The organism is Nocardia sp. MH4 (assembly GCF_019266065.1).
In the GTDB taxonomy this organism is placed as follows: domain Bacteria; phylum Actinomycetota; class Actinomycetes; order Mycobacteriales; family Mycobacteriaceae; genus Nocardia; species Nocardia canadensis.
Genome location: NZ_LPNR01000092.1, coordinates 28,927 through 49,073, shown reverse-complemented (window position 1 = coordinate 49,073; position 20,147 = coordinate 28,927). Strand labels below are relative to the sequence as shown.

The 20,147-nt window shown below is 69.3% G+C and carries 27 protein-coding genes and 2 pseudogenes; 13 read left to right on the top strand and 16 right to left on the bottom strand.

Annotated elements, in window-relative coordinates; genetic code table 11:
• The first annotated feature begins 10 nt into the window (after positions 1 to 10).
• The 5 genes and pseudogenes from ATM97_RS12150 (at position 11) to ATM97_RS34330 (ending at position 2,690) form a co-directional block, all read left to right on the top strand.
• Positions 11 to 331 carry a plasmid stabilization protein gene (locus ATM97_RS12150; RefSeq protein WP_218718097.1) on the top strand — a complete coding sequence of 107 codons (321 nt, stop codon included), beginning with the start codon at positions 11 to 13 and terminating at the stop codon, positions 329 to 331.
• A 20-nt stretch (positions 332 to 351) separates the two neighbouring features.
• Positions 352 to 1,311 carry a TIGR03557 family F420-dependent LLM class oxidoreductase gene (locus tag ATM97_RS12145; protein ID WP_218718096.1) on the top strand — a complete coding sequence of 320 codons (960 nt, stop codon included), beginning with the start codon at positions 352 to 354 and terminating at the stop codon, positions 1,309 to 1,311.
• A gap of 49 nt (positions 1,312 to 1,360) precedes the next feature.
• The gene (locus ATM97_RS12140) at positions 1,361 to 1,972 is read left to right on the top strand and encodes a UdgX family uracil-DNA binding protein (protein ID WP_218718095.1); all 612 of its coding nucleotides are present in this window, start codon (positions 1,361 to 1,363) and stop codon (positions 1,970 to 1,972) included.
• A 105-nt stretch (positions 1,973 to 2,077) separates the two neighbouring features.
• Positions 2,078 to 2,338 (top strand): annotated as a pseudogene (locus tag ATM97_RS34995) (ATP-binding protein); the annotation flags it as partial.
• A 136-nt stretch (positions 2,339 to 2,474) separates the two neighbouring features.
• A complete protein-coding gene (locus ATM97_RS34330) occupies positions 2,475 to 2,690 on the top strand; it encodes a hypothetical protein (RefSeq protein ID WP_255587603.1) in 216 nt (71 codons plus the stop codon).
• 6 nt (positions 2,691 to 2,696) lie between these two features.
• Here the strand turns inward: ATM97_RS34330 and ATM97_RS12130 are convergent, their stop codons facing one another.
• Positions 2,697 to 2,888, bottom strand: a complete 192-nt coding sequence (locus ATM97_RS12130) for a DUF1508 domain-containing protein (RefSeq protein ID WP_218718093.1) — start codon at positions 2,886 to 2,888, stop codon at positions 2,697 to 2,699.
• A 105-nt stretch (positions 2,889 to 2,993) separates the two neighbouring features.
• Here ATM97_RS12130 and ligD point away from each other — a divergent pair, with 105 nt between their 5' ends.
• Complete coding sequence (gene ligD, locus ATM97_RS12125; protein WP_218718124.1) at positions 2,994 to 3,944, top strand: non-homologous end-joining DNA ligase; 951 nt, start codon at positions 2,994 to 2,996, stop codon at positions 3,942 to 3,944.
• A gap of 19 nt (positions 3,945 to 3,963) precedes the next feature.
• Here ligD and ATM97_RS12120 read toward each other — a convergent pair whose 3' ends face one another.
• From ATM97_RS12120 to ATM97_RS12100, 5 genes are all read right to left on the bottom strand, one after another.
• Positions 3,964 to 4,131 carry a hypothetical protein gene (locus tag ATM97_RS12120; protein ID WP_218718092.1) on the bottom strand — a complete coding sequence of 56 codons (168 nt, stop codon included), beginning with the start codon at positions 4,129 to 4,131 and terminating at the stop codon, positions 3,964 to 3,966.
• Between the two features lie 295 nt (positions 4,132 to 4,426).
• Positions 4,427 to 4,891, bottom strand: a complete 465-nt coding sequence (locus ATM97_RS12115) for a CinA family protein (protein WP_218718091.1) — start codon at positions 4,889 to 4,891, stop codon at positions 4,427 to 4,429.
• Positions 4,892 to 4,949: 58 nt separating this feature from the next.
• Positions 4,950 to 5,537, bottom strand: coding sequence for a hypothetical protein (locus ATM97_RS12110; protein WP_218718090.1), 588 nt, complete (start codon positions 5,535 to 5,537; stop codon positions 4,950 to 4,952).
• Between the two features lie 58 nt (positions 5,538 to 5,595).
• Positions 5,596 to 5,850 (bottom strand): hypothetical protein, encoded by a 255-nt coding sequence (locus ATM97_RS12105; RefSeq protein ID WP_218718089.1) that lies wholly within the window; start codon positions 5,848 to 5,850, stop codon positions 5,596 to 5,598.
• The gene (locus ATM97_RS12100) at positions 5,847 to 6,143 is read right to left on the bottom strand and encodes a three-helix bundle dimerization domain-containing protein (protein ID WP_218718088.1); all 297 of its coding nucleotides are present in this window, start codon (positions 6,141 to 6,143) and stop codon (positions 5,847 to 5,849) included. Before ATM97_RS12100 ends, ATM97_RS12105 begins: the two co-directional genes overlap by 4 nt.
• A 266-nt stretch (positions 6,144 to 6,409) precedes the next feature.
• On the opposite strand from ATM97_RS12100, the gene ATM97_RS12095 reads away from it, so the two are divergent.
• A complete protein-coding gene (locus ATM97_RS12095; protein ID WP_218718087.1) occupies positions 6,410 to 7,042 on the top strand; it encodes a hypothetical protein in 633 nt (210 codons plus the stop codon).
• Positions 7,043 to 7,167: 125 nt separating this feature from the next.
• Positions 7,168 to 7,422 (top strand): SHOCT domain-containing protein, encoded by a 255-nt coding sequence (locus ATM97_RS12090; protein WP_218718086.1) that lies wholly within the window; start codon positions 7,168 to 7,170, stop codon positions 7,420 to 7,422.
• Between the two features lie 101 nt (positions 7,423 to 7,523).
• Here ATM97_RS12090 and ATM97_RS12085 read toward each other — a convergent pair whose 3' ends face one another.
• A complete protein-coding gene (locus tag ATM97_RS12085; protein WP_218718085.1) occupies positions 7,524 to 8,432 on the bottom strand; it encodes a universal stress protein in 909 nt (302 codons plus the stop codon).
• 225 nt (positions 8,433 to 8,657) lie between these two features.
• Between ATM97_RS12085 and ATM97_RS12080 the strand changes: the two genes are divergently transcribed.
• Complete coding sequence (locus ATM97_RS12080; RefSeq protein ID WP_218718084.1) at positions 8,658 to 9,989, top strand: wax ester/triacylglycerol synthase family O-acyltransferase; 1,332 nt, start codon at positions 8,658 to 8,660, stop codon at positions 9,987 to 9,989.
• A 64-nt stretch (positions 9,990 to 10,053) separates the two neighbouring features.
• Here ATM97_RS12080 and ATM97_RS12075 read toward each other — a convergent pair whose 3' ends face one another.
• The 5 genes from ATM97_RS12075 to ATM97_RS12055 form a co-directional block, all read right to left on the bottom strand.
• Positions 10,054 to 10,566 carry a GNAT family N-acetyltransferase gene (locus tag ATM97_RS12075; RefSeq protein WP_218718083.1) on the bottom strand — a complete coding sequence of 171 codons (513 nt, stop codon included), beginning with the start codon at positions 10,564 to 10,566 and terminating at the stop codon, positions 10,054 to 10,056.
• On the bottom strand, positions 10,566 to 11,621 hold the full coding sequence (locus ATM97_RS12070) for a zinc-dependent alcohol dehydrogenase family protein (RefSeq protein WP_218718082.1): 1,056 nt from the start codon (positions 11,619 to 11,621) through the stop codon (positions 10,566 to 10,568). The genes ATM97_RS12075 and ATM97_RS12070 overlap by 1 nt, the downstream gene beginning before the upstream one ends.
• A 12-nt stretch (positions 11,622 to 11,633) precedes the next feature.
• Entirely contained in the window at positions 11,634 to 12,272 is a 639-nt protein-coding gene (locus ATM97_RS12065) for an SRPBCC family protein (protein WP_218718081.1), read from the bottom strand.
• The gene (locus ATM97_RS12060) at positions 12,269 to 13,186 is read right to left on the bottom strand and encodes a universal stress protein (protein ID WP_218718080.1); all 918 of its coding nucleotides are present in this window, start codon (positions 13,184 to 13,186) and stop codon (positions 12,269 to 12,271) included. The genes ATM97_RS12065 and ATM97_RS12060 overlap by 4 nt, the downstream gene beginning before the upstream one ends.
• Before the next feature lie 634 nt (positions 13,187 to 13,820).
• Positions 13,821 to 14,267, bottom strand: coding sequence for an NUDIX hydrolase (locus tag ATM97_RS12055; protein ID WP_218718079.1), 447 nt, complete (start codon positions 14,265 to 14,267; stop codon positions 13,821 to 13,823).
• A gap of 202 nt (positions 14,268 to 14,469) precedes the next feature.
• On the opposite strand from ATM97_RS12055, the gene ATM97_RS12050 reads away from it, so the two are divergent.
• The 4 genes and pseudogenes from ATM97_RS12050 to ATM97_RS12035 all read left to right on the top strand — a co-directional run bounded on the left by ATM97_RS12050 (position 14,470) and on the right by ATM97_RS12035 (position 17,097).
• The gene (locus ATM97_RS12050) at positions 14,470 to 14,739 is read left to right on the top strand and encodes a hypothetical protein (RefSeq protein WP_218718078.1); all 270 of its coding nucleotides are present in this window, start codon (positions 14,470 to 14,472) and stop codon (positions 14,737 to 14,739) included.
• On the top strand, positions 14,736 to 15,983 hold the full coding sequence (locus ATM97_RS12045) for an SMI1/KNR4 family protein (protein WP_218718077.1): 1,248 nt from the start codon (positions 14,736 to 14,738) through the stop codon (positions 15,981 to 15,983). Before ATM97_RS12050 ends, ATM97_RS12045 begins: the two co-directional genes overlap by 4 nt.
• Before the next feature lie 46 nt (positions 15,984 to 16,029).
• A pseudogene (locus ATM97_RS12040) lies at positions 16,030 to 16,161 on the top strand (VOC family protein); the annotation flags it as partial.
• Between the two features lie 48 nt (positions 16,162 to 16,209).
• Positions 16,210 to 17,097, top strand: a complete 888-nt coding sequence (locus ATM97_RS12035) for an aminoglycoside phosphotransferase family protein (protein WP_218718076.1) — start codon at positions 16,210 to 16,212, stop codon at positions 17,095 to 17,097.
• A 13-nt stretch (positions 17,098 to 17,110) separates the two neighbouring features.
• On the opposite strand, the gene ATM97_RS12030 is transcribed toward ATM97_RS12035, so the two are convergent.
• The 4 genes from ATM97_RS12030 to ATM97_RS12015 all read right to left on the bottom strand — a co-directional run bounded on the left by ATM97_RS12030 (position 17,111) and on the right by ATM97_RS12015 (position 19,859).
• The gene (locus tag ATM97_RS12030) at positions 17,111 to 17,545 is read right to left on the bottom strand and encodes a VOC family protein (RefSeq protein ID WP_218718075.1); all 435 of its coding nucleotides are present in this window, start codon (positions 17,543 to 17,545) and stop codon (positions 17,111 to 17,113) included.
• Positions 17,546 to 17,615: 70 nt separating this feature from the next.
• Positions 17,616 to 18,203: a CPBP family intramembrane glutamic endopeptidase gene (locus ATM97_RS12025; RefSeq protein ID WP_308248454.1), complete on the bottom strand. Its 588-nt coding sequence runs from the start codon at positions 18,201 to 18,203 to the stop codon at positions 17,616 to 17,618.
• Between the two features lie 68 nt (positions 18,204 to 18,271).
• A complete protein-coding gene (locus tag ATM97_RS12020; protein ID WP_218718073.1) occupies positions 18,272 to 19,168 on the bottom strand; it encodes an NAD(P)H-binding protein in 897 nt (298 codons plus the stop codon).
• 166 nt (positions 19,169 to 19,334) lie between these two features.
• Complete coding sequence (locus ATM97_RS12015; RefSeq protein WP_218718072.1) at positions 19,335 to 19,859, bottom strand: OmpA family protein; 525 nt, start codon at positions 19,857 to 19,859, stop codon at positions 19,335 to 19,337.
• Between the last annotated feature and the right edge of the window lie 288 nt (positions 19,860 to 20,147).

The window sequence follows — 20,147 nt, the reverse complement described above, 5'->3', positions numbered from 1 at the left end:
GGTGTATGTCATGCCCCAGCAGACGTGGAGTGCGAAACGCGAACGGCAGTACAAGGACATCAAGAAGTCCGAGCGTGACCGTGGTCGCAGTGAGAAGCGCGCCGAGGAGATCGCCGCGGCGACGGTCAACAAGACGCGATCCCGGCACGGCGAGACCAAGGGCTCGGGCGGCAAGTCCGCTTCGGGGGCGTCGTCCAAGCGCGGCGGGCAGCGGGCCCAGGGGAGTGGGAAGACCCGCGATCAGCTCTACGAGGAAGCCCGCCGCCGCAATATCGACGGCCGCTCGAAGATGAACAAGCAGGAACTGGCCCACGCCCTCGGTCGCGCCTGACCCGCTGCGAAAGGTTCGCCATGCAGATCGGATTCAAACTGGCGGCCGAGGCCTTCGACCCGAACGAACTGGTGCGCCAGGCCGTTCGGGCCGAAGCGGTGGGCTTCGACTTCGTCGAGATGAGTGACCATTTCCATCCGTGGCTCGACAACCAGAACCACTCACCGTTCGCGTGGACCGTGCTGGGCACGATCGCGGCACGCACCGAACGGATCGGCTTGGCCACCGGCGTGACCTGCCCGATGATCCGCTATCACCCCGCGATCATCGCCCAGGCCGCCGCGACGACCGCGCTGCTCTCCGACGGGCGGTTCACCCTCGGCATCGGTTCGGGCGAACGGCTCAACGAGCACATCGTCGGCGGGGACTTCCCGCCGGTGCGGGTGCGGCATCGAATGCTGCGCGAGGCGCTCGAGATCATCCGGTTGCTGTGGCGGGGTGGCTATCGCAGCTACGACGGGCGATATCTGTCGCTGTCGGACGCCCGGGTGTTCGATCTGCCCGAGACCCCACCGGAGATCGCCGTGGCCGCCGGTGGTCCGCGCGCGGCCGAACTCGCCGCCGAGCTCGGCGACGGGCTGTTCGCCACCGAACCGAAGCCCGAGCTGGTACGGGCCTATCGGCAGTCGGGCGGTGACGGGCCGCGCTACCTCGAGGTGGGCGTCGCCTTCGCCGACGACGAGCGCGCGGGCGCGCAAGCCGCGCTGTCGACCAACCGGTGGTCGGTCGGCGGCTGGAAAGTGATGAGCGAGCTGCCCAACCCGGCCAACTTCGCCGCCGCCACGACCACCGTGCGCGTGGACGACATGCTCGATGCCATGGTGTGCGGCAGCGACCCGAAACCCTATGTCGACGCGGTGCGCGACGCCGTCGAGGCCGGCTACGACCGGGTGGTGTTGATGAACGCCGGACCCGACATGGACGCGTTCCTCGATTTCTACCAGGGCGAACTGAACGATCTGCTGCGCGCGGAGGTCTGAGGGAGGCGGGGATGGCGATGCCGATCGGCCCGGCCGAGGCGGTGGCGTCGTGACGGTCTACCCCGGCGCCGCCGAGTACGTACCCGACACGGACGACCTGGAAGCGGTCCGTGCGGCAGCGGGCACGTGTCATGGTTGCGACCTCTATCGCGACGCCACGCAGACCGTCTTCGGTGCCGGCACGCCGCACGCGCGCACGGTCCTGGTCGGCGAGCAGCCCGGCAACGACGAGGACCTCGACGGCCACCCCTTCGTCGGTCCGGCCGGCCGACTGCTCGACCGCGCCCTCGACGACCTCGGCGTCGACCGGGCCGCACTGTATCTCACCAACGCGGTCAAGCACTTCCGCTTCGAGCGGCGCGGGAAACGACGCATCCATCAGCAACCCCGCCGCACCGAAATCGTCGCCTGCGCCCCCTGGCTGCGCACCGAACTCGACCTGGTCGCTCCCGACCTGGTGGTCTGCCTCGGCGCGATCGCCACCCACGCGGTCCTCGGCCCGCGGGCCGAGGTCACCGAACTCCGTGGCCACACCGTCGAACTCGACGACTTCCGGGTGGGCGTGACCGTCCATCCGTCCGCCGTCCTGCGAGCACCCGATCGCGCACGGTCCTACACCGAATTCGTCGACGACCTGGCGAGGGTATTCGAGATGCGATGACCGTGCGGCGGTGAACCTTGCATCACGTGCAATTCGGCAGTGTCGGCACCGAGTTCGGAGCAGCGGGCCGGGAAAGACAAGACTGCTTCTCGCCTGGTCGGGTGAATGGGGTCGGTGGACCTGAGTGGTGAAGTGTTCGTCCTGACCGGACCTCCCGCCGCGGGAAAAACGTCAGTCGCCCGGTTGCTCGCCGGGACGGCCGATGTCCCCACGGTCCATCTCGAGACCGACGTGTTCTACCGCTCGATCCGTACGGGGTTCGTCCTGCCGTTCCTCCCCGCAGCGCATCGCCAGAACGAGGTCGTGATCGAGGCGATCGTCGCGGCGGTCGAGGCGTACTCACGCGGCGGCTACGACGTGGTCGTCGACGGCATCGTCGGGCCGTGGTTCCTGCCGCTGTTGCGCGCACTCGCAACGGACGTGATTGACGGAGCTGCAAGTGGGAATAGCCGCGTCGATACAGGCCACCACAGTAGGGGGGTGGCCGCAGCAGGAGGTCATCATGCAGTTCGTGACGCCCGAGGACACCCCGTCCGACGAGGCCGACCCGCAGTCCGACCACGCTCTGGTGACAGCACTCCACGATCACCATCTGCGCGGCCTGCTGGTCACCGCGGCGGGACTGTCGACCGAGTCGCTACTGCGCGTCGGCGCCGCGGCCGAGACACTGCGCCGGACCGAGGGCCTGCATCCACTCGGCCTAACCGCCCAGCTCTGACCGACGTCAGGTGGCCGCGACGGTGAGATCGGTGATCGTGGCGCCGGGGGCGCTGTTCTGCACCGAGGCGATGCCTTTCTTCGCACCGTCCTTGGACTCATAGGCCTGCGACTGCGCGACGACCTCGTTGTTGCCCGCCTTGAGCCGCCACCGGAACTTACCCGCCGCGTCGGCGAAGATCTCGAACTTTCCTGCCATGACCGGGCCTCGCTTTCGTTCGCCGGGAAAACGTGCCTACCAGGGCAGAATACCCACTCGGACGGGTCTATTCTCGATCTTGTGGGTCTGGCGGTGCCGGCACCGATGCTGGCCACACCCGGACGGCCCCCGCGGCCGCCAGGTGGCTGGTGCGCGGAGATGAAGTGGGACGGCGTCCGCGCGATCGCTCGCTGCACCGGCGACGGGGTGAGCTTGTGGAGCCGGAACCTGCGCGAGATCACCGCCTCCTACCCCGACGTCGTCGCGGCGCTGACCGAGCTCACCGACGGACGAACCCTGCTGATCGACGGCGAGCTCGTCGCCCTCGATGCCGCCGGGGCCCCGTCGTTCTCCCGCCTGCAGCGGCGAATGCATGTCCAGCGGCCCGCGCCCGCGCTGCTCGAGCAGGTGCGCGTGGACTACCTCGGTTTCGACCTGCTCGCCCTCGACGACGACATCCTGCTCGCGGACCCGTACTCGTCGCGACGGGCCGAGCTGGCCGATCTGCGCCTCGACGACGGTGTGCGCGTGCGGGTTCCGCCGAACTGGTCGTTGGCCGAGGTCGACGCCGAGCGGCTGCTGCGCACCGCCGCCGAAACCGGTCTGGAGGGCATTGTCAGCAAGCGGATCGACTCGATCTATGAGCCTGGTCGCCGCTCCTCGGCCTGGATCAAGACCGTGCTGCGCGCCACGACCGAGGCCGTCATCGTCGGCGCGGTCCCCGGAACCGGCGCCAACGCCGCCACTTTCGGCGGTCTGATCCTGGCCGGACACACCCCTGACGGACACCTGCGCTGCATCGGCGGGGTCGGGACCGGATTCACCACCGAGGCCCGCCGCAGCCTCCACGCTGCCCTCGAGAAGGTCCGCCGCGACACCAGCCCGCTCGACGACCCGCCGCCTGCCGCGGCGGTGCGGGCCGCCTGGTGGGTCGAGCCGGTGTTCGTCGCCGACATCGAGTACCGCGAGATCAGCGCCGACGGAATGCTGCGCCACCCCAGCTTTCGGGGGATCCGGACCGACAAGACACCCGACGACGTCGCCGTGCCCTTCTAGGACCCGCGCGGTGCGCTCGTCACCAGGGCACGATTCCGGCGTAGTCGAAGAGTCCGCCGTCGGGCTGACCCAGCTGATCACGCTCGGACGGGCCTGCGCGAGTGGTGCCCGAGTCGTTGCGGGCGCAGCTCCGCGACGGCCACGCCACCGTGCCGGTGCCGGACGCACCGTCCGTCACCACCGTCATCGCCTGGCCGTCACACAGCAGATCGCGCGCCGTCGCGATCTCGTGCGGACGGCGATACGCCGGTAGCGGCGGCTACGAGCAGCTGTCGGGCGGCCGGGGAGCGAGCCGAGCACACCGCCCGCGACGACGCCGTTGGCGTCGCGAGTAGTGCGCGTCGGCTCACTCCCGCGGTCTATCCGGTGTCGACACCGTCCAGCGAAACGCAGGGAGCGGTCGGTGCCGTACGCATCCGGTCGACCGGCTCCACACAGCCGGGATGCCCGCTCGGCGTGGTGTGAAACGACGAAGCGGAGAGTTATGTCGCGATCGTTGTCGCCATCGACAACAGCAGCTCGAGCGCGTACCGCACCGATTGATCGAGCACCTGCGCCGGATCGCCGTCGAAGTGCCGATGGCTAGCTCGCGCGGCGCTGCGCGAAACGACGCAGAACCACACCGATCCGGCGGGTTCCCCGTCCTGCGGCCCCGGACCACCGACACCGGTGGTGGCGACGGCGATGTCGGCGTCCATCAGGGCCCGGACGCCCTCGGCCATCGCGGTGGCCGCGACCTCGGAGACCACCGGAACATCGGGAACACCCAGGACACGCTGCTTGACCTCGGTGGCGTAGGCGACGACGCCACCGCGGAACCATACGGCCGAATCGGGCGCGGCCCCCAGGGCGGCCGCGACATTGCCCGCTGTCAACGATTCGGCGACGGCCACCGTCAGGCCCCGCCGTTCGGCCAGATCTGCGAGCTGACGGGCGATCGCGCTCATGATCTCCTTCGACGATCGAGTCGTATCGGTGCGCTCCGTCAGCCTAGTGCGCCGGCACTCACGCTCGCGGCTGCCTGACGCCCGGCAGGAAGGTGGTCCAGTCGATTCGGGTGAGTCCGACGACCGCGGCGAGCAGCGCGATCTGAACGGCGATCCCGGCCGGCGAGGTCAGCGAGGAAACGAGCGTGGTACCGAGACTCCGCTCGGCCACCCCGGTCGCGCCGACATAGAAGGCGAAGCTGACCGTTCTTCCCGCGACGTGCGCCGCGGTGAGCGGAAGCAGGCGAAGCCCCATCAGACCCGCGGCCACGAACATCTGCGCCGACGGCAAGGGGGAGACGAGGAAGACCCCCAGCACCGCGACGGTGCGACCGCGCCGCCGCGTGAGATAGTCGCCGGCCGTTCGCAGGTTGGCTCGTCGGCGTGCACCGAGATGGTCGCCGAGATGATGGGTGGCGGTGGCGAGGAGGTAGCGACCCGCGCCGGACGCGACAGCGGCGACGACGACGAGCGGGACCGGATGGAGGTGCCAATTCAACGCGAAGAACACCACCAGCACCGCATTGGGCGGTCCGAACGCGGGCAGCAGATTCACCGCGAACACCACGGCGACAACGATCAGGAAAGGCAGGACTGTCACGTTCATGACGAGACCGTGGTGATCGGCGCGCGGCGGCGAGACAACTCCGCGGCCCGCGACCGGATCAGCGGCGCCGGGCGAGCCGGCGCAACCGCTCGTGCTCGAGAACGAACACCGCGACGGCGGCGGTGAAGCACAGCGCGGTGGCGATGGCGCCGAGCCACGCCCAGCCGGCGAAGCCGTAGCCGGCGGCGGTGAGTGTCGATGCCAGGCCGACGACGCCCGCGAGAAAGAGCAGAATGCCGGGGATGTTGTAGGGATCGGCGAGGCTCTCGCCCGGCTTGCTGTGGTAGACCGCGTCGGACGTGGTGTCGCTCATGGTGTTTCTCCGATTTCGTCGTCTTGCGCCAACCGCGACCTGGACAGGTTGAGGGTCAGCGGTATCAGGTGGGAATGGATGCGTGCCGTCCGGGCGAGTTCGCGATAGGTCGACTCGACCACGTAGCGCACGTACGTGCCGGGAACGTCGGGGAATCTGCGGGTTAGCAGTTGCGCGATGGCTTCCAGTTCGTCGGATGCCATCGGCGGTACCGTTTCCGCGACGGTGGAGACAGGCGCCGATCTCGGCGTCGCGTCCGTGGTGAGCGACTCGTCGACCGTCGGCGTGCTCATGAACTGTCACCTCTGCCGTCGGCGTGGACAATCCGTTTCGCGTACCCGGCGGTGTTCATCTCGGCCCCTTTCTGCCGGTCTCAGCGTGCACCGGGCGGCGCTTGCCCCGGCAGGGTCCGGAGACCCCGCGCGGGGGGCCTTTCGTCGTGTCCATCGGTGATGTCGGCAGGGACCCGCACGGGGCGAACGGCACTGCCGCCGGGGCTGCCCGAGAAGCGATGGTGACAGGGACGAATACCGATTGTCCGACCGTCGAGGAGGTCCCGATGCGCATCGAGACGGGAAAGCCGATGTGGCACCGCTGGATCGCCTTCGTCACCGTGGGCGAATTCCTCGGCTTCTCGCTACCGGCGATCGTGGCGACGGCGGTGTGGGAGCGCGGCGGATGGCCGGCGACGACGGCCCTACTGGCGGCAGGCCTGGGCGAGGGCATCGTGCTCGGCTGGTTCCAGGCGCGGGCACTACGCCCCGCGCTTCCCGAACTTCCCGGCCGCGCCTGGATCGCGGCGACCGCGCTCGGCGCGGCGATCGCCTGGTCCGTGGCGATGGTGCCGGTGGGCACCGACGGTTTCCGTGGCTGGCCGACAGCGGCGGCGATACCGGTGCTGTGCGCGGGCGGCGCCGTGGTGGTTTCGGCTATCGGGGTGGCTCAGTGGAGCGTGCTGCGCCGATATCTGGCACGGGCAGGCTGGTGGATCGGCGCGACCGCGCTGTCGTGGGCGGCGGGCCTGGTCGCGTTCGCGCTCTTCACCAGCCCCCTGTGGCAGCCGGGCCAGCAGCCGGCCGAGATCGCCCTGATCGGCCTGGCCGGGGGATTGCTGATGGCGTTCGTGATGGCCGGTGTCTCGGGCGGATTCCTGGTGTGGCTGTTGCGTGCACAGGCCGAGGACGGGCGCTGATTCGACCCCGCAGCGGGGGCCTTGGTACTCGCTCATGGTGCCTGTCGACCCTTCTCCCGGCAGCTCCCGCCGGCACATGGTTGACGGAGTCGGCCGGTCGGCCGCGATTCGGTAGGAGGCGGAGAATGTACTGGTATGACCACGACGTCAACGGTTGGGGATACGCGTGGATGGGAGTCGGGATGGTCTTGTTCTGGGCCCTGTTGATCGTCGGCTTCGCGCTCGCGCTGCGATACCTGTTCCGAATGGACGGCGAGCACCGGCACCCGGCACCACCCGGTCCGGAACATGTCCTGGCGGAGCGGTTCGCGCGCGGCGAGATCGATGCGAAGGAGTACGCGGACCGCTTGTCCGTCCTCCGGTCCGTCGACCGTCGATGAGCCGGTCCCGAACGCCTCCGGCACCCTGTCCGCCCCGCCTGCCGTGACAGGTGGGGCGGACAGGGTACCGGTGGCCCTTCGGGAGCCGGACAGTACGGGGGTCAGTCGTGGTGGACGACCATGACCGGGCAGTCGGCGTGCTGCACGAGCCAGTGGCTGGTCGATCCGAGCAGCAGGCCCCGGAATCCGCCGCGACCGCGGCTGCCGACGACGAGCAGCTGGGCGGTTCGTGACCAGCGCGCCAGGTTTTCGCGTGGACCGAACACCTCGACCTCGCGGCGCACGTCCACCTCGGGGAACTGCTCGGACCATCCCGCCAGGCGTTCGGCCAGCAGCGCTTCCTCGGCGACCGTGAAATCGTCGATGGGCAACTCGAGGTAACTGGTGCCGGCGAACTGGCCCTGGGCCAGATCGCTCCAGGCGTGCACCGCGACCAGTCGACTGTGGCGCAGCGCGGCTTCGGCGAACGCGGCGCCGATGGCGGGCTCGCCGACGCTGCTGCCGTCGACACCCACGACGACAGGACCGCTGTCGCGCTCGGGATCGGACCCGCGCACGATGACGACCGCGCCGTGCGCGTGCGCGGTCACCGCCAGCAGCGTCGAACCGAGGTGGGCGATCGGACCGACCGCAGCCGCCGCGCCGAGCACCAGCAGATGCGCGTGCGCCGAGGCATCGATGAGGGTGCGCGCGGGGTTGCCGGTGGTGAGTTCGGTGGTCACCGTGACCGACGGCGCGGCGGCGAGCGCGTCCTGGCGGGCGGTGGCCAGCGCCTGCTCGGCGGCCGACCGGATGTCGTGCATCGTGGTGTAGATGAACGCGTCGTAGGCGCTGCGGGGTGTGCGGTCGGCGACCGGGTCGGTGCAGTGCACGATGTGCAGGGCACGGCCGCGCGCCGCGGCGGTGCGGGCGGCCCAGCGCACGGCGGCGGTCGATCCGTCCGATCCATCGATTCCGACGACGACCGCCGCCGAGGCGACGCGGTGGGGGTTCTCGCTGTGCTCGGTCATGGCCTCAGCGTGGCACGCGGGCACTTCGCCGGTCAGAGCCGTGGTGCCCGGAACACGGGGACCAATGGCATCGGCTGGACCGCCGGCCGTGGGGGAGGAAGAGCAGTTCGGCCGCTGTTCGTCGACCATGGTCTCTCGCCGTTTCCGACTGTCCCGGCGAGGATCAGATCACCGGCTGCGCACCAGAAACGGGCCGGGCACCACATCGCCTACGTCGAGGTCGAGATGACAGAGCTACACCCCCTGGACTGGGGATTCATGGAACTGGAGGACGCTGATCGCCGCATCAGCCTCGGCATCGGCGCCGTCGCGATCGTGGCCGGGCCCGCGCCGACGCGCGCCGAGTTCGTCGCGTGGCTGCGGGAGCGGATCGACCACGTCGAAATCCTGCGCAGGCGAGTGCGCAGAAGGCCGCTGGACCTGTCCGCACCGGTGTGGGAGCGCGACCCCGGTTTCGACCTCGCACACCACATCCGGTGGACCGCTGTGCCCGGCCCGCGGGACGAGTCGGCCTTGCGGGAGCTCGTCGCCACCGAACTGGAGCAACGGCTCGACCGGGACCATCCCCTGTGGCAGTGCGTGGTCGTCGAGCAGCTGACCGGCGACCGATGGGCATTGATCGTGAAGGCCCACCACAGCATGGTCGACGGCCTGTCGGGAATCGCGTTGTTCGAGCAACTGTGCGATGCCGCCGTCGACCGCGCCGCATCGGCGAGCACTCCGACCTCGGGCACCTCGGGCGCCGGCCTCGGGGAATGGGTGAGCAGGGCGGTTCGGCTGCCGGTGACGGCGCCGCGCTTCGCTCTGTCGATGATGCGCGCGCTCGTGCCGGTGGTGTCCGCCGCGGTGGCTCCGGGCAGCCCGTCGTCTTTGAACGGGCCGCTCGGCCGCCAGCGCCGCTATGCCGTCGCGCGGGCGTCGATGACCGACATCCGCACGATCGAGACGGCGTTCGGCACATCGGTCAACGACGTGGCCTTGGCCGCCGTCACCGCGGCCTACCGGCGGCTTCTGCGTGACCGCGGCGAGGACCCGGCGGTGGGCGGAATTCGGATTCTGGTCCCGGTGTCCATGCGTGCCACCGATGCCGAATTCGCCTTGGACAACCGCATTTCGGCGATCATCCCGCATCTCCCGGTGGAGTTCACCGATCCGGTCGAGCGGTTGAGCGCCGTCCATGAGCGCGTCGCGCGCCACCGTGCGCGGGGCGAAGCCGAGGCCGAGAAGTCGATGTTGGCGGTGGCGCAGCTGCTGCCGTTCGCCGTCGGGGCGTGGGCGTTCCGGCTGGCCGGTCACTTCCCGCAGCGCAGTGTCGGCGCGCTGGCCACCAATGTGCCGGGACCCCGTGGACAGCTGAGCCTGGACGGTCGCGCGGTGACGGAGATCTGGCCCTGCATTCCCCTCGCGATGCGCCTGCGCACCACGATCGCGATCCTGAGCTACGACGACCGCCTGGTCTTCGGCATCACCGGGGATTACGACTCCACACCCGACATCGACCTGATCGCCGCCGGTATCGAGGACGGTGTTGCGGAACTACTGGCCCGCGCGCGATAGAACCGAGAGCGATCCGAGGACGCGGACGCGTTCCGGCCGCGACGATGGCGCGAGCTCGGCTCGACTACCGCCGTGGCGCCTGGTTCGCCGAGCGGCTCGGGGTGCGCAGATGGAGCGCGATCTGGATGACGCCGTCGCTGCGGTGAGCCGAGATCGGCAGGTCGGAATCGATGATCAGCCGCATGGCTTTGGAGTTCGTCGGCAGCACCTCGGCGATGAACCGGTCGAGGCCGCGGGCGCGACCGAGCTCGGTGAGCCGATGGAACAGCACGGTGCCGATGCCGTGGTGTTGTTCGTCGGCGGCCACGACCAGAGCGATCTCGGCGCTGACCCCGTCGTCGAGGACGACGAAATTCGCGACACCGACCAGCCGGTCGTCGAGGAACGCGCCGACCGCGCAGTGTGTGGGGTCGTGCGACGCGATCGAGCCGACCACCCGGTCGAGGTCCTTGGGCGGTGGGGCGAAGAACCGGAAGTAGCCGTCGGTCCGGTCGAGCCCGGCGTGGAGTTCGCGTACCGCGTCCCGGTCGGTGGGGCCGAGTTCGCGCAGGACGATGTTCCGCAGGGCGGTGGTCATCACGATCCCGCCTTCGACCGGGTGACGGCGACCTTCAGCGCGCCTGTCTCCGCGGCGCGCGCGAAAGTGTCGTAGGCGTCGACGAATTCGCCCATTGCGAAACGGTGCGTGATCAGCGGGGTGGGATCGAGGTGCCCGGATCGGATCAGTTCGATCAGGCGCGGGGTCGAATGCGTATCCACCAGGCCGGTGGTGATCGTCAGATCCCGGCTCCACAGGTTCTCGAGGTGCAGCGTGGCCGGTGCGCCGTGCACCCCGATATTGGCGACGTGACCGCCCGGACGCACGAGATCGACGGCCAGTTCGAAGGTCTCGGGTACCCCGACCGCCTCCATCGCCACATCGGCGCCTCGGCCACCGGTGAGCTCGGCGACCCGGGCGCGCACCTCGTCGCGTCGGCTGTTGAGCACCGGATCGGCACCGAGTGCGTGCGCGGCGGCCAACCGGGAGTCGGCGAGGTCGACGACGATGATGCGGCTCGGGCTGTAGAGCCGCGCGGTGATCACCGCGGCCAACCCGATCGGCCCCGCGCCGACGATGACCACGGTGTCGCCCGGCCGCACCCTGCCGTTGCCGACGCCGACCTCGTAGCTGGTGGGCAGGATGTCGGCCAGCATGAGCATCTGCTCGTCGCTGATGCCGGGTGGGATCGGGTGGGTCGACAGGTCGGCGAACGGCACGCGCACCGATTCCGCATGGGTACCGTCGATTTCGTGGCCGAGCAGCCATCCACCGCCGCCGGTGCACTGCCCGTAGCGGGCCTCCCGGCACGATGCGCACGCTCCACACGCGGAGATACACGACACGAGAACTCGATCCCCGACCCGCACGGTGCGCACCGCGCCACCGATGGCGGTGACGGTGCCGACGGCCTCGTGGCCGAGGATCCGCCCGCGCTCGACCTCGGGCACATCACCCTGGAGAATGTGCAGGTCGGTTCCGCAGATGGTGGCCGTGTCGACGGTGACGACGGCGTCGGTGCTGTCGAGGATCGTCGGATCGGGTACCTCGCGACGGTGTGGACGTCCTGGACCGTCGTAGACCATGGCGAACATCGAGGACTCCTTTCAGATCGCCGACGACCGGGCGAGTGACTCGGCACGGGTTCGGATGCCCGAGAGCATCTTTCGCTCCATGACCAAGCTGCCCGGCTCGGCGACGAGGCGGGTGAACAACCGTGTCCCCAGCGACGCCTCGGTCAGCGAGATGAGATTGCGACTGATCAGCCGGGTGCCTGCGGGTTCGGGATAGAGGGCGAACGACCAGACCCAGGCGCCGTCCTCGGAGGCGAACACCAGTGACCGGTCGGGTTCGAGCACGCGGATCCGCAGGCGGGGTCCGCGCGCGCCGAGGGCGATCACGTCGCCCAGCGCCGGATGCTGGAATCGCGGCAGGATCTCGTCGGCGCTGTGCATGTCGAGGCCGAACAGGTTCTCGATCCAGTCGTAGGTGTACGCGCCGCCGCGCCCGGGGCCGATCTGCACGAGCCACGGCCAGATCGCCGCGGGTTCGGCCGCGACGGTGATCGCCCTGGTCGTGCGAATATCGGGGTGCGGGAGCAGTTCGTCGCCGGGTATCGTCCGCTGCGCCTCGTCGCGGGTCGCGCCCCAGGTCGCGAACCGTTTGCGCAGCAGAACCGAGTACCCGAGTCCGAGTCCGGCGGCGTAGATCGCGGCACCGACGGCGAAGGCTGTCGTGTTCTTCATCGCAGGTCCTCGCCGACGGGATGCGCGACCATGACGGGGCAGTGGGCGTGCTGGACAAGCCAACTGCTGGTCGAACCGAGGACGAGACCGCGCAGCCCACCCCACCCGTGGCTTCCGACGACCACCATCTGTGCCGAGTCCGACCACTCCTGCAGGTGTTGACGCGCATCGGCGGGGTAGACCCGATGCGTCACCGGGACATCCGGGTACTTCTCGTTCCAGCCGGCGAGCCGCTCGGCCAGCAGCGCTTGGTCGGAGGCCTGCTGATCGTCGACGCTGAACTCACCGGCGAACTCCCCGAAGGACGTGTCGTTTCCGGCGAGTACGGCGACGAGGGGTGCCGTTCGCTCCGAAGCTTCGGTGAACGCCGCGGCGATGGCCTGCTCGCTGGTGGGGCTGCCGTCGACACCGACGACGATCGGCCCGGTGCGGCGGGGCGCCTGCCCCGTGCCGGTGTCGACCACCACGATCCGGCCCGAGCCATGGGCGGTGACGGCCAGCAGCGTCGATCCGAGATGCGCGAGCGCGCCGACATCCGGTGTCGCTCCGAGCGCGACCAGATGAGCACGGCGCGACAGCGAGATCAGTGTCCGCGCCGGGTGCCCCGCGACGAGCTCGGTCCTGACCTCGACTCCGGGCGCGGCCTCGCGGGCCGTGCGCTCGGCGTCGGCCAGGACGGCGGTGCCGTGGGCGCGCACCGCGTCGATCACCGCCGGTGTGACGACAGCGTAGGGGTTGACAGCGGCGGTGCGGGCCAGGTCGAGTCCGTGCACGATCAGCAGGCGGCGGCCCCGCTCGGCGGCGGTCTGCGCGGCCCAGCGGACAGCGACGTCGGCCGCTGCCGATCCGTCGGTCCCGACCACGACGGCGGACGTCGCGAGCTCGTGTGCTTCCTCGGTGCGATGCGTGCTCATGGTGGTGTGCCCCTATCGGCGTGCGGTACGAATAGGTCGACCGTACGAACCACCGGGGTCGGGTGACTGCTGGCGTAGGTCCCCGACCGAAGGGCCGATCGGACACACCTGGACCGCGCGGGCTGATCGAAGTCGTCGCCCTCGACCGGGTGCTCGCGGCCCCGTGAGCCCTGGCGCTGGGTGCCTGCTACGCCTACGCACCCCGCGTTCTCGGCTACTGCGGTCGCTCGGACGCGCGGGCACTACACAACGGGTCAGCCGCCGACGTCGGCGCCTGGCCCGGCACCGACTGCCCGGCGGCGCCCACGAGCAGTCGATCCGCATCCTGGACAGCTGCCGCATCACCTGGGGCAGGTGAGGTAACGACGGTGGTGCCGCGGCGATCCACTGTCGGCGGTCGGTGTCCGATGCTGCGGTCGTCCGCTCCGGGCCTGCGGCGCGCCGAGGTGGACGACAGTCGCCTCGTGACCGAGGTGACCGACGGCGACCAGGGGCCCCGGTGCACCGGGGCGCGCGCCCCGACGCCGGGCGGGCGCGGGCGCCGGCCATCAGTACGGCACGACAAGGACAGGTGACCGATCGGCGATCGACCGGTGTCCCTGCGAAGAGCTCGACCCCGGCCCGACAGGGGATGTCAGGGGTGCACGAGATTGCGGTAGGTCTCGAGGATGCGGCGAATGGACGAGGTCACCGGCAGATCACCGTCCAGGGGCGCCCAGACATAGCGGGCGTGGACGGAGAGCCGGATCGGTTCGGTCGCCGCGACATCGACCGCGAAATGCAGGCGGCGCACCGGGTGGGCGTCGGGGGACAGGTAGTCGAAATCCCCGACATGGTGCCGAATCCCGGTGACGACCAGGCCCGTTTCCTCGTGCACGCCCCGGACGACCGCCTCGGCGAGAGGCTCCCTCGGCAGCACGGTGGTTCCGGGAAGCTTCAGAGTGGCCTTGATCGGACCGGTGTCGTGGCGCGCGAGTAGTAGGACCTGTCCGCCGCGATCGATGATCGCGCCGACCCGAGGTGCGGTACCGTCGATTTCGGCCTGGCGAGACATTTCCTCGAACTCCGACTCAGACACCATAGGACTCACCGACTTTCGACTCCGACACCCATCGCCACCGCCGCCGGATCCGGCGAAGGTGGTCGGTGATTACGGTACGTGCCGGGCACTGTCGGCGTGGGCGAATCGGCCTGCCAGGCTTGCGAAGCCACGCCCGAATGTCGGGGCGTCACGGTCGGCGCGTCGAGTGGCACGTGAGTCCGATGTGGTCAGCCGAGGACTTGTGCGGACGTTCGAGTCCTACGATCTCGACGATGGTGATACAAAGCTGGCGGTGCATCTGCCGTTCGAACTTCGTGACTGCCCCAGTTACGGCTACGACATCAGCGCTGTTGAAACGCCGGGATCGGTTGATGTCACTCTGTCTCGCGGGCTGCACAAAGGGACGGAGCCGTGCCAGCAGGAGCCGTTGACGGGGCAACGTGGCTTCCTCATCATCGATCTGGAACGGCCGTTGGGTGACCGGGTCGTCCGCAGCATGGACCGCAAATGACCGAACGAAACGTCGAGGACGGAACTACCGTGTTGCAGTGGCAGACCATCGAACTCAGTGAGGCCGCGCTGTACATCGAACCCGCCGAATATGAGTGGCCACCGATGATCGACAGCGCCGCAGCTGGGTCACTGCTGGGAATCACGCGGGATTTCAAAGGCAACGAGAACGCCCAGATATGGGTCGGCTGGACCCACGGATTCATTCAGGTAGGGATCGGGTCGAGCCCCGTCGAGCCGGGCATGTCCCAGCTCGACGAGTGGGAGACCGTCGAGGAAGGGGCGATCGAACTCGGCGCATCCGCAATGCTGACCCGAACCACCTTGTCACACATACGGCCACCGGAACTCGATCAACTCCTACCGTTGCCCAGTGGGTTGCACCGTGTCAGGGTCAGCGCCCGAGGCCGGGCTCGGAACCGCAACGACGTAGCGATCGCGATCCAGCTTTGGCCCACCACGCAGCGAACCCCCCTCACCCAGATAAAGCACACCGACGCGTTCGACGTGGACGAATACGCGCGACGCCTGTCGAATCGCAGTCGCCATCCCGACCCCGACAGCGTGCTCACCACAACGCTCGCCGCGGCTGACTCACCGACGATCCGGCCGCCGGTCTCGGCTACCGTTGCGAACTCGATAAACGCCCAGTGGGCACGTTTGCGCGACACTATCGTGGCCGGTAGCCCCGACACGTGGGTGCAGCTTGTCCGCCCCGCTGCGCAACCGCGAGCCGTGGTCGATGCCGAGCAGCGTACCGGCGTCGAGTGGCCCGCCGAACTACGTGAATGGTTCTTCTTGCACGACGGCGGTGGTGCCGCTGAACTGCTGCCCAGCATGACGCTGCTCGGACTTGACCACATGATCGACATTCATGCAATGCAATGCGAAATCTGGGCAGACCTCGCCGCAGAGGACCCTGACCTTGGGAACGGCCGGACCTCTCCCGATGCCTACGCGCAAGCGCCGGCCAGTTCCGAGGCCGGTCAGTTCATCCCGCAATTCATCCCGATCGCAGAACGCGACGGCACAATGCTGATCTGCGACACCCGATCTGGCCCGCTACAAGGCTGTATCACCGAGTTCGGCAAAGACACCGCAGACGACTACCCGCCCACCTGGGCCTCCCTGAGTGCCATGCTCGCCGATCTCACCAACAGCATCGCCTCCGGCGCTCCCTTCCAAGCCCAGTACCAACCCGAACTCGACCACACCGGCCTGCACTGGACGCTTCCTGCGGTGTAGACCAGCACATCTGAACTCGATCAGCCGATACCGACCGGGAGGATTCCAGGCCATCCACGACGCACTCGCCGCCGACGGCCACACCATTGTCGCCGCACCCGTCGACGGCCCCTTCGGCCGGACCTTCACCTTCGCCGACCCCGACGGCTACCGGATCACCCTCCACGACCGCACCTGACAGGCGACGTCATCGAACGATCATGGACCGCCGCTACGATGCTCAGCCATGGCCGCGATCGAGTTCGGGCAGGACTTGGTGAAAGCGCTACTGCGCGAGCAATATCCGGATCTCGCCGACCTGGAGCTCCGAGATGTCGAGGGCGGCTGGGACAATCGGCAATGGCGCCTCGGACCGGAACTGGCGGTGCGGTTGCCCCGCACCGAGCGAGCACCTGCCCTGCTGCGGATCGAGCAGACCTGGCTGCCTGTGCTGGCGGAGCGCCTACCGTTGCCGACGCCCACACCGGTGCGTGTCGGCCACCCGTCGTCCCTGTTCCCGCACCCCTGGACGATCGCGCGATGGGTCGAGGGAGAGCCCGCCGATCGCGCGCCCATCACGAGTCTCGACTCCGCCGAGATCCTGGCAGGATTTCTGCGCGTGCTGCACGGCGACGCGCCCGCCGGCGCTCCGAACAACCCCACGCGCGGAATCCCGCTGGCCGATCTGCGCGAAAGCTCGGGCCTCTGGTTCGAGGTCATCGCCGATCCGGCGATCGCCGAGCACGCACGGGAAGTCTTCGACAAGGCGGTCGATGCCCCGACGTGGCAGAGTGTGCCGCAGTGGCTGCACGCCGACCTGCACCCGGCGAACGTGGTCGTCGATGCGGGGACGCTCGCCGGGGTGATCGACTTCGGTGAGATGTGCGCGGGCGATCCCGCGACCGATCTGTCGGCAGCCTGGATACTGTTGCCGACAGGCGGGGCGAGCCGATTCTTCGACGCCTACGCACGGGCGGACGCGGCCGCCGTCGCGAGAGCTCGGGGCTGGGCAGTGCTGCGCGCGCTCGGCCTGATCATGGTCGGGCGCAACGGCAGACTAGGTCTGCCCGGTGGCAAACCGAGCTGGGAACCGGCGGGCTACGCGACCCTGGAACGGGTCCTGGCGGCGGACTGACCGCCCGACGTACTTATCCGAGTTCTTCGGCCAGCCCGATGAGCAGGCCTTCGGGGCCACGGATGTAGCAGAGCCGATAGACGTTCTCGTACTGGACCACTTCGCTGCTGACGAGGTGCGCGCCGTGCTTGCCGAGGCGGGTGAGGGTCTCGTCGATGTCGTCGACGGTGAACATGACGCGAAGGTAGCCCAGCGTGTTGACCGGGGTTTGGGGAGCGGCGATCACCTGCGGCGCCAGGAAGCGGGAGAGCTCGAGTCGGCTGTGGCCGTCCGGTGTGCGCATCATGGCGATCTCGACGCTCTGGTCGCCGAGGCCGGTCACGCGCCCGGCCCACTCGCCCGCCACCATGGCTCGACCCTCGAGTTCGAGGCCGAGTTCTTCGAAGAACTCGATCGCCGCCGTGAGGTCTTCGACGACGATGCCGACGTTGTTCATCGCGACTGGCATGAGGTCATCCTAGGGAACTGGAGTCGGCCGTGCCCATCGATCGCCGGCAACGCGTGCCGCCGCGGTGTCGTCAGGACGGGTGGTTGTCGAGGAACAGCGGCGGCATGAAGTGCAGCATCAGGGTGGACCAGGTCAAATGCGTGATCAGGGAGGCCTGGATGCCGCCCGTGTGCTGACGCTGGATGCCGAACAGTGTGCCCATGACCGCGCCGGCCAGCACCAGCGCCGGGTTGCGCGTCGCGGTGGTGGCGAGGATGTAGGCGCCGGTGGAGACGGCGACGGGCGCACGCGGGGCCGCGTGGTAGACCGCGCCCCGGAAGTACACTTCCTCGGCGGCGCCGTTGGCCAGCGCGGTCAGCAGGACCGCCGGCGTCCGGCCCCGGTCGGCGTAGCGCAGGAGCCTCGTGATCGCCCTGCGTAGCAACGGGATTCGTCGGGCGACGAGCGCGCATCCGTAGAACACCCCGAACGCCGCGACGCCGGTCGTCGCCGGCGCGAGCACACGCCGGTCGGGCTGGTCCTCGATCGGCGCCGGAGTGGTGGCCAGACCACCGAGGGTCAGTGTGGTTGCGGTGGCGAGGGTGAGCCCGTAGAAGCGCCTGCTGGCGGGCGGCGCGGCCAGGGACGCGCCCAGCAGGCCGGTGCCTGCCAGACCCACGGCCGCGACCGTCAGTGGCCGCTGCCCATCCTGCCTCGGCCGCACTCCACGCGACCACGAGCGGGCCGTCATTCGTCGTACCGCATCCGGACGCGCTCGCCGAGCGCGCGCAGGACCGCTTCGTCGTAGCCGATCGTCTCGAACGGCAGCAGGTCCCGGATGGTGGTGTCGTGCACGACGACCTCGTTGACCATCGAGTCGACCAGCGACCGGCCGGTCTGGACATCGACGTCGGTGACCAGCGCGAGCCAGCGGGAGGACAGCCGCGGGGACAGGAACGGCACCGGCACGATCGGCGTCGGCCGTCCCTGGATCCGCGCCACCCGCCGCATCATGTCGATGTAGGCGAGGACGTCGGGACCGCCGATCTCATAGGTCCGGCCGGTGGTGCGTGGCTCGTCGAGCACACCGGTGAGGTACCGGATCACGTCGTCGACGGCGATCGGCTGGGTGCGGGTGCGAACCCAGCGTGGGGTGATCATCGCGGGCAGGTGCTCGACCAGCTGCCGGGTGATCTCCCAGGAGATGCCGCCGTGCCCGACGATGATCCCGGCGCGCAGTGTCGTGACGGGTACCCCGGCTTCGCCGAGCAGGGTTTCGACCTGCCTGCGGCTGCGCAGGTGCGCCGAGAGGCGATCGGTGTCGTCGCCGAGCCCGCCGAGGTAGATGATGCGCTGCACCCCGGCCTGTGCGGCGGCGCGGCCGAAGTTCCGGGCCGCCGCCGCGTCGCGCCGCTCGAAGTCCTCTTCGGCGAGCGAGTGCACGAGATAGTAGGCGCTGTCGCAATCTTGCATGGCCTCCGGCAGCGAGGCGGGGTCGGCGACGTCGGCACCGACGGGCGTGCCCGCCCCGTGATACCTCTCCGGGTGCCTGGTCATGGCCCGCACGGTGTGTCCGGATTCCTGCAGTTCCGGGCAGAGGCGCCGCCCGATGAACCCGGTCGAACCGGCTACGAGTACCTGCACAACGGATCCTCTCCACGCGGGCGGACATGCGGCCGGGCGTTTCGACGCCGACGGTGGAACCGGCGCCAGGCTACCCGCGCGGGGCGTCTCGGCGCCGGATCCCCGCCGCGAGAGTCGGGCTTCGCGTGTGGTCCGGGTGGACGTGTGCCGTCGATGACGTCCTGTCTCAGCTACCGACGACGGTGATCTTGGCCTGATCCGGGTTGATCTCCGAATCGGAGGGATTCGCGTCGGACTTCACCGTGATGCGCGACTTGTCGATGCCGTCGGCCTCGAGTTCGGCCGCGATGTTGTCACCGCGCGCTTGGGCCAGAGACTTGGCATCGGCCACGTTCGAATCCTTGGCGTAGGTCGAGACTTCGATCTTGGTGTCGTTGCCCTGCAAGGCGGCCGCCACGGCTTTGAGCGTGACGGTGTCGGTGGTCCCCAGGTCGGAACTGCCCGGGTCGAAGGTGATCGGGGCGGCGACCAGGACCTTGTTGATCGCGTCCTGCACTGTTTGCTGCACGCTGTCGCGTGCCGAACTCACCGCCGAGGACGCCGTCGCGGCGATACTGCTCCGCATGGTGTCGACCTGGGTGGTCGGGGTGGTCGTCGGTGTCGACGACGTGTCGTCGGAGTTGCAGGCCGCGGTCATCAGTACGACCGCCGCGATCGACGCTATCCCAAGGACGCTGCGTGTGCGCTTCACCGGAATCTCCTGGTCTGTGAATGTCGGAAAAGTGGGTCGTGCTCGACTGCGTCGCGCGGCAAGGGAACATCCGGGGCCGCTGCACCGCTCGCCCCGGACGTGGCGGCCGACAGTCGTCGGCCCGAGCGTGCGGGGACGCCGGACCACTGCTGTGCGGTCAAGCGGGTCGGTCCCCTCTCGTCGAGATCGCCGCCGTGCCCGCCGCGTCGGAGGACAGCACCGGGCCCTGCACTGGAGTTGATCCCATAGGCGCATCGTGCGCCGCCGCCAGGGCGCGCGCCTCACCCG

Coding starts and splice junctions, on each gene's coding strand:
- ATM97_RS12150 (WP_218718097.1), top strand. CDS start 11: ATGCCCCAGCAGACGTGGAGTGCGAAACGCGAACGGCAGTACAAGGAC.
- ATM97_RS12145 (WP_218718096.1), top strand. CDS start 352: ATGCAGATCGGATTCAAACTGGCGGCCGAGGCCTTCGACCCGAACGAA.
- ATM97_RS34330 (WP_255587603.1), top strand. CDS start 2,475: ATGCAGTTCGTGACGCCCGAGGACACCCCGTCCGACGAGGCCGACCCG.
- ATM97_RS12130 (WP_218718093.1), bottom strand. CDS start 2,888: ATGGCAGGAAAGTTCGAGATCTTCGCCGACGCGGCGGGTAAGTTCCGG.
- ligD (WP_218718124.1), top strand. CDS start 2,994: ATGCTGGCCACACCCGGACGGCCCCCGCGGCCGCCAGGTGGCTGGTGC.
- ATM97_RS12120 (WP_218718092.1), bottom strand. CDS start 4,131: ATGACGGTGGTGACGGACGGTGCGTCCGGCACCGGCACGGTGGCGTGG.
- ATM97_RS12115 (WP_218718091.1), bottom strand. CDS start 4,891: ATGAGCGCGATCGCCCGTCAGCTCGCAGATCTGGCCGAACGGCGGGGC.
- ATM97_RS12110 (WP_218718090.1), bottom strand. CDS start 5,537: ATGAACGTGACAGTCCTGCCTTTCCTGATCGTTGTCGCCGTGGTGTTC.
- ATM97_RS12105 (WP_218718089.1), bottom strand. CDS start 5,850: ATGAGCGACACCACGTCCGACGCGGTCTACCACAGCAAGCCGGGCGAG.
- ATM97_RS12100 (WP_218718088.1), bottom strand. CDS start 6,143: ATGAGCACGCCGACGGTCGACGAGTCGCTCACCACGGACGCGACGCCG.
- ATM97_RS12095 (WP_218718087.1), top strand. CDS start 6,410: ATGCGCATCGAGACGGGAAAGCCGATGTGGCACCGCTGGATCGCCTTC.
- ATM97_RS12090 (WP_218718086.1), top strand. CDS start 7,168: ATGTACTGGTATGACCACGACGTCAACGGTTGGGGATACGCGTGGATG.
- ATM97_RS12085 (WP_218718085.1), bottom strand. CDS start 8,432: ATGACCGAGCACAGCGAGAACCCCCACCGCGTCGCCTCGGCGGCGGTC.
- ATM97_RS12080 (WP_218718084.1), top strand. CDS start 8,658: ATGACAGAGCTACACCCCCTGGACTGGGGATTCATGGAACTGGAGGAC.
- ATM97_RS12075 (WP_218718083.1), bottom strand. CDS start 10,566: ATGACCACCGCCCTGCGGAACATCGTCCTGCGCGAACTCGGCCCCACC.
- ATM97_RS12070 (WP_218718082.1), bottom strand. CDS start 11,621: ATGTTCGCCATGGTCTACGACGGTCCAGGACGTCCACACCGTCGCGAG.
- ATM97_RS12065 (WP_218718081.1), bottom strand. CDS start 12,272: ATGAAGAACACGACAGCCTTCGCCGTCGGTGCCGCGATCTACGCCGCC.
- ATM97_RS12060 (WP_218718080.1), bottom strand. CDS start 13,186: ATGAGCACGCATCGCACCGAGGAAGCACACGAGCTCGCGACGTCCGCC.
- ATM97_RS12055 (WP_218718079.1), bottom strand. CDS start 14,267: ATGGTGTCTGAGTCGGAGTTCGAGGAAATGTCTCGCCAGGCCGAAATC.
- ATM97_RS12045 (WP_218718077.1), top strand. CDS start 14,736: ATGACCGAACGAAACGTCGAGGACGGAACTACCGTGTTGCAGTGGCAG.
- ATM97_RS12035 (WP_218718076.1), top strand. CDS start 16,210: ATGGCCGCGATCGAGTTCGGGCAGGACTTGGTGAAAGCGCTACTGCGC.
- ATM97_RS12030 (WP_218718075.1), bottom strand. CDS start 17,545: ATGCCAGTCGCGATGAACAACGTCGGCATCGTCGTCGAAGACCTCACG.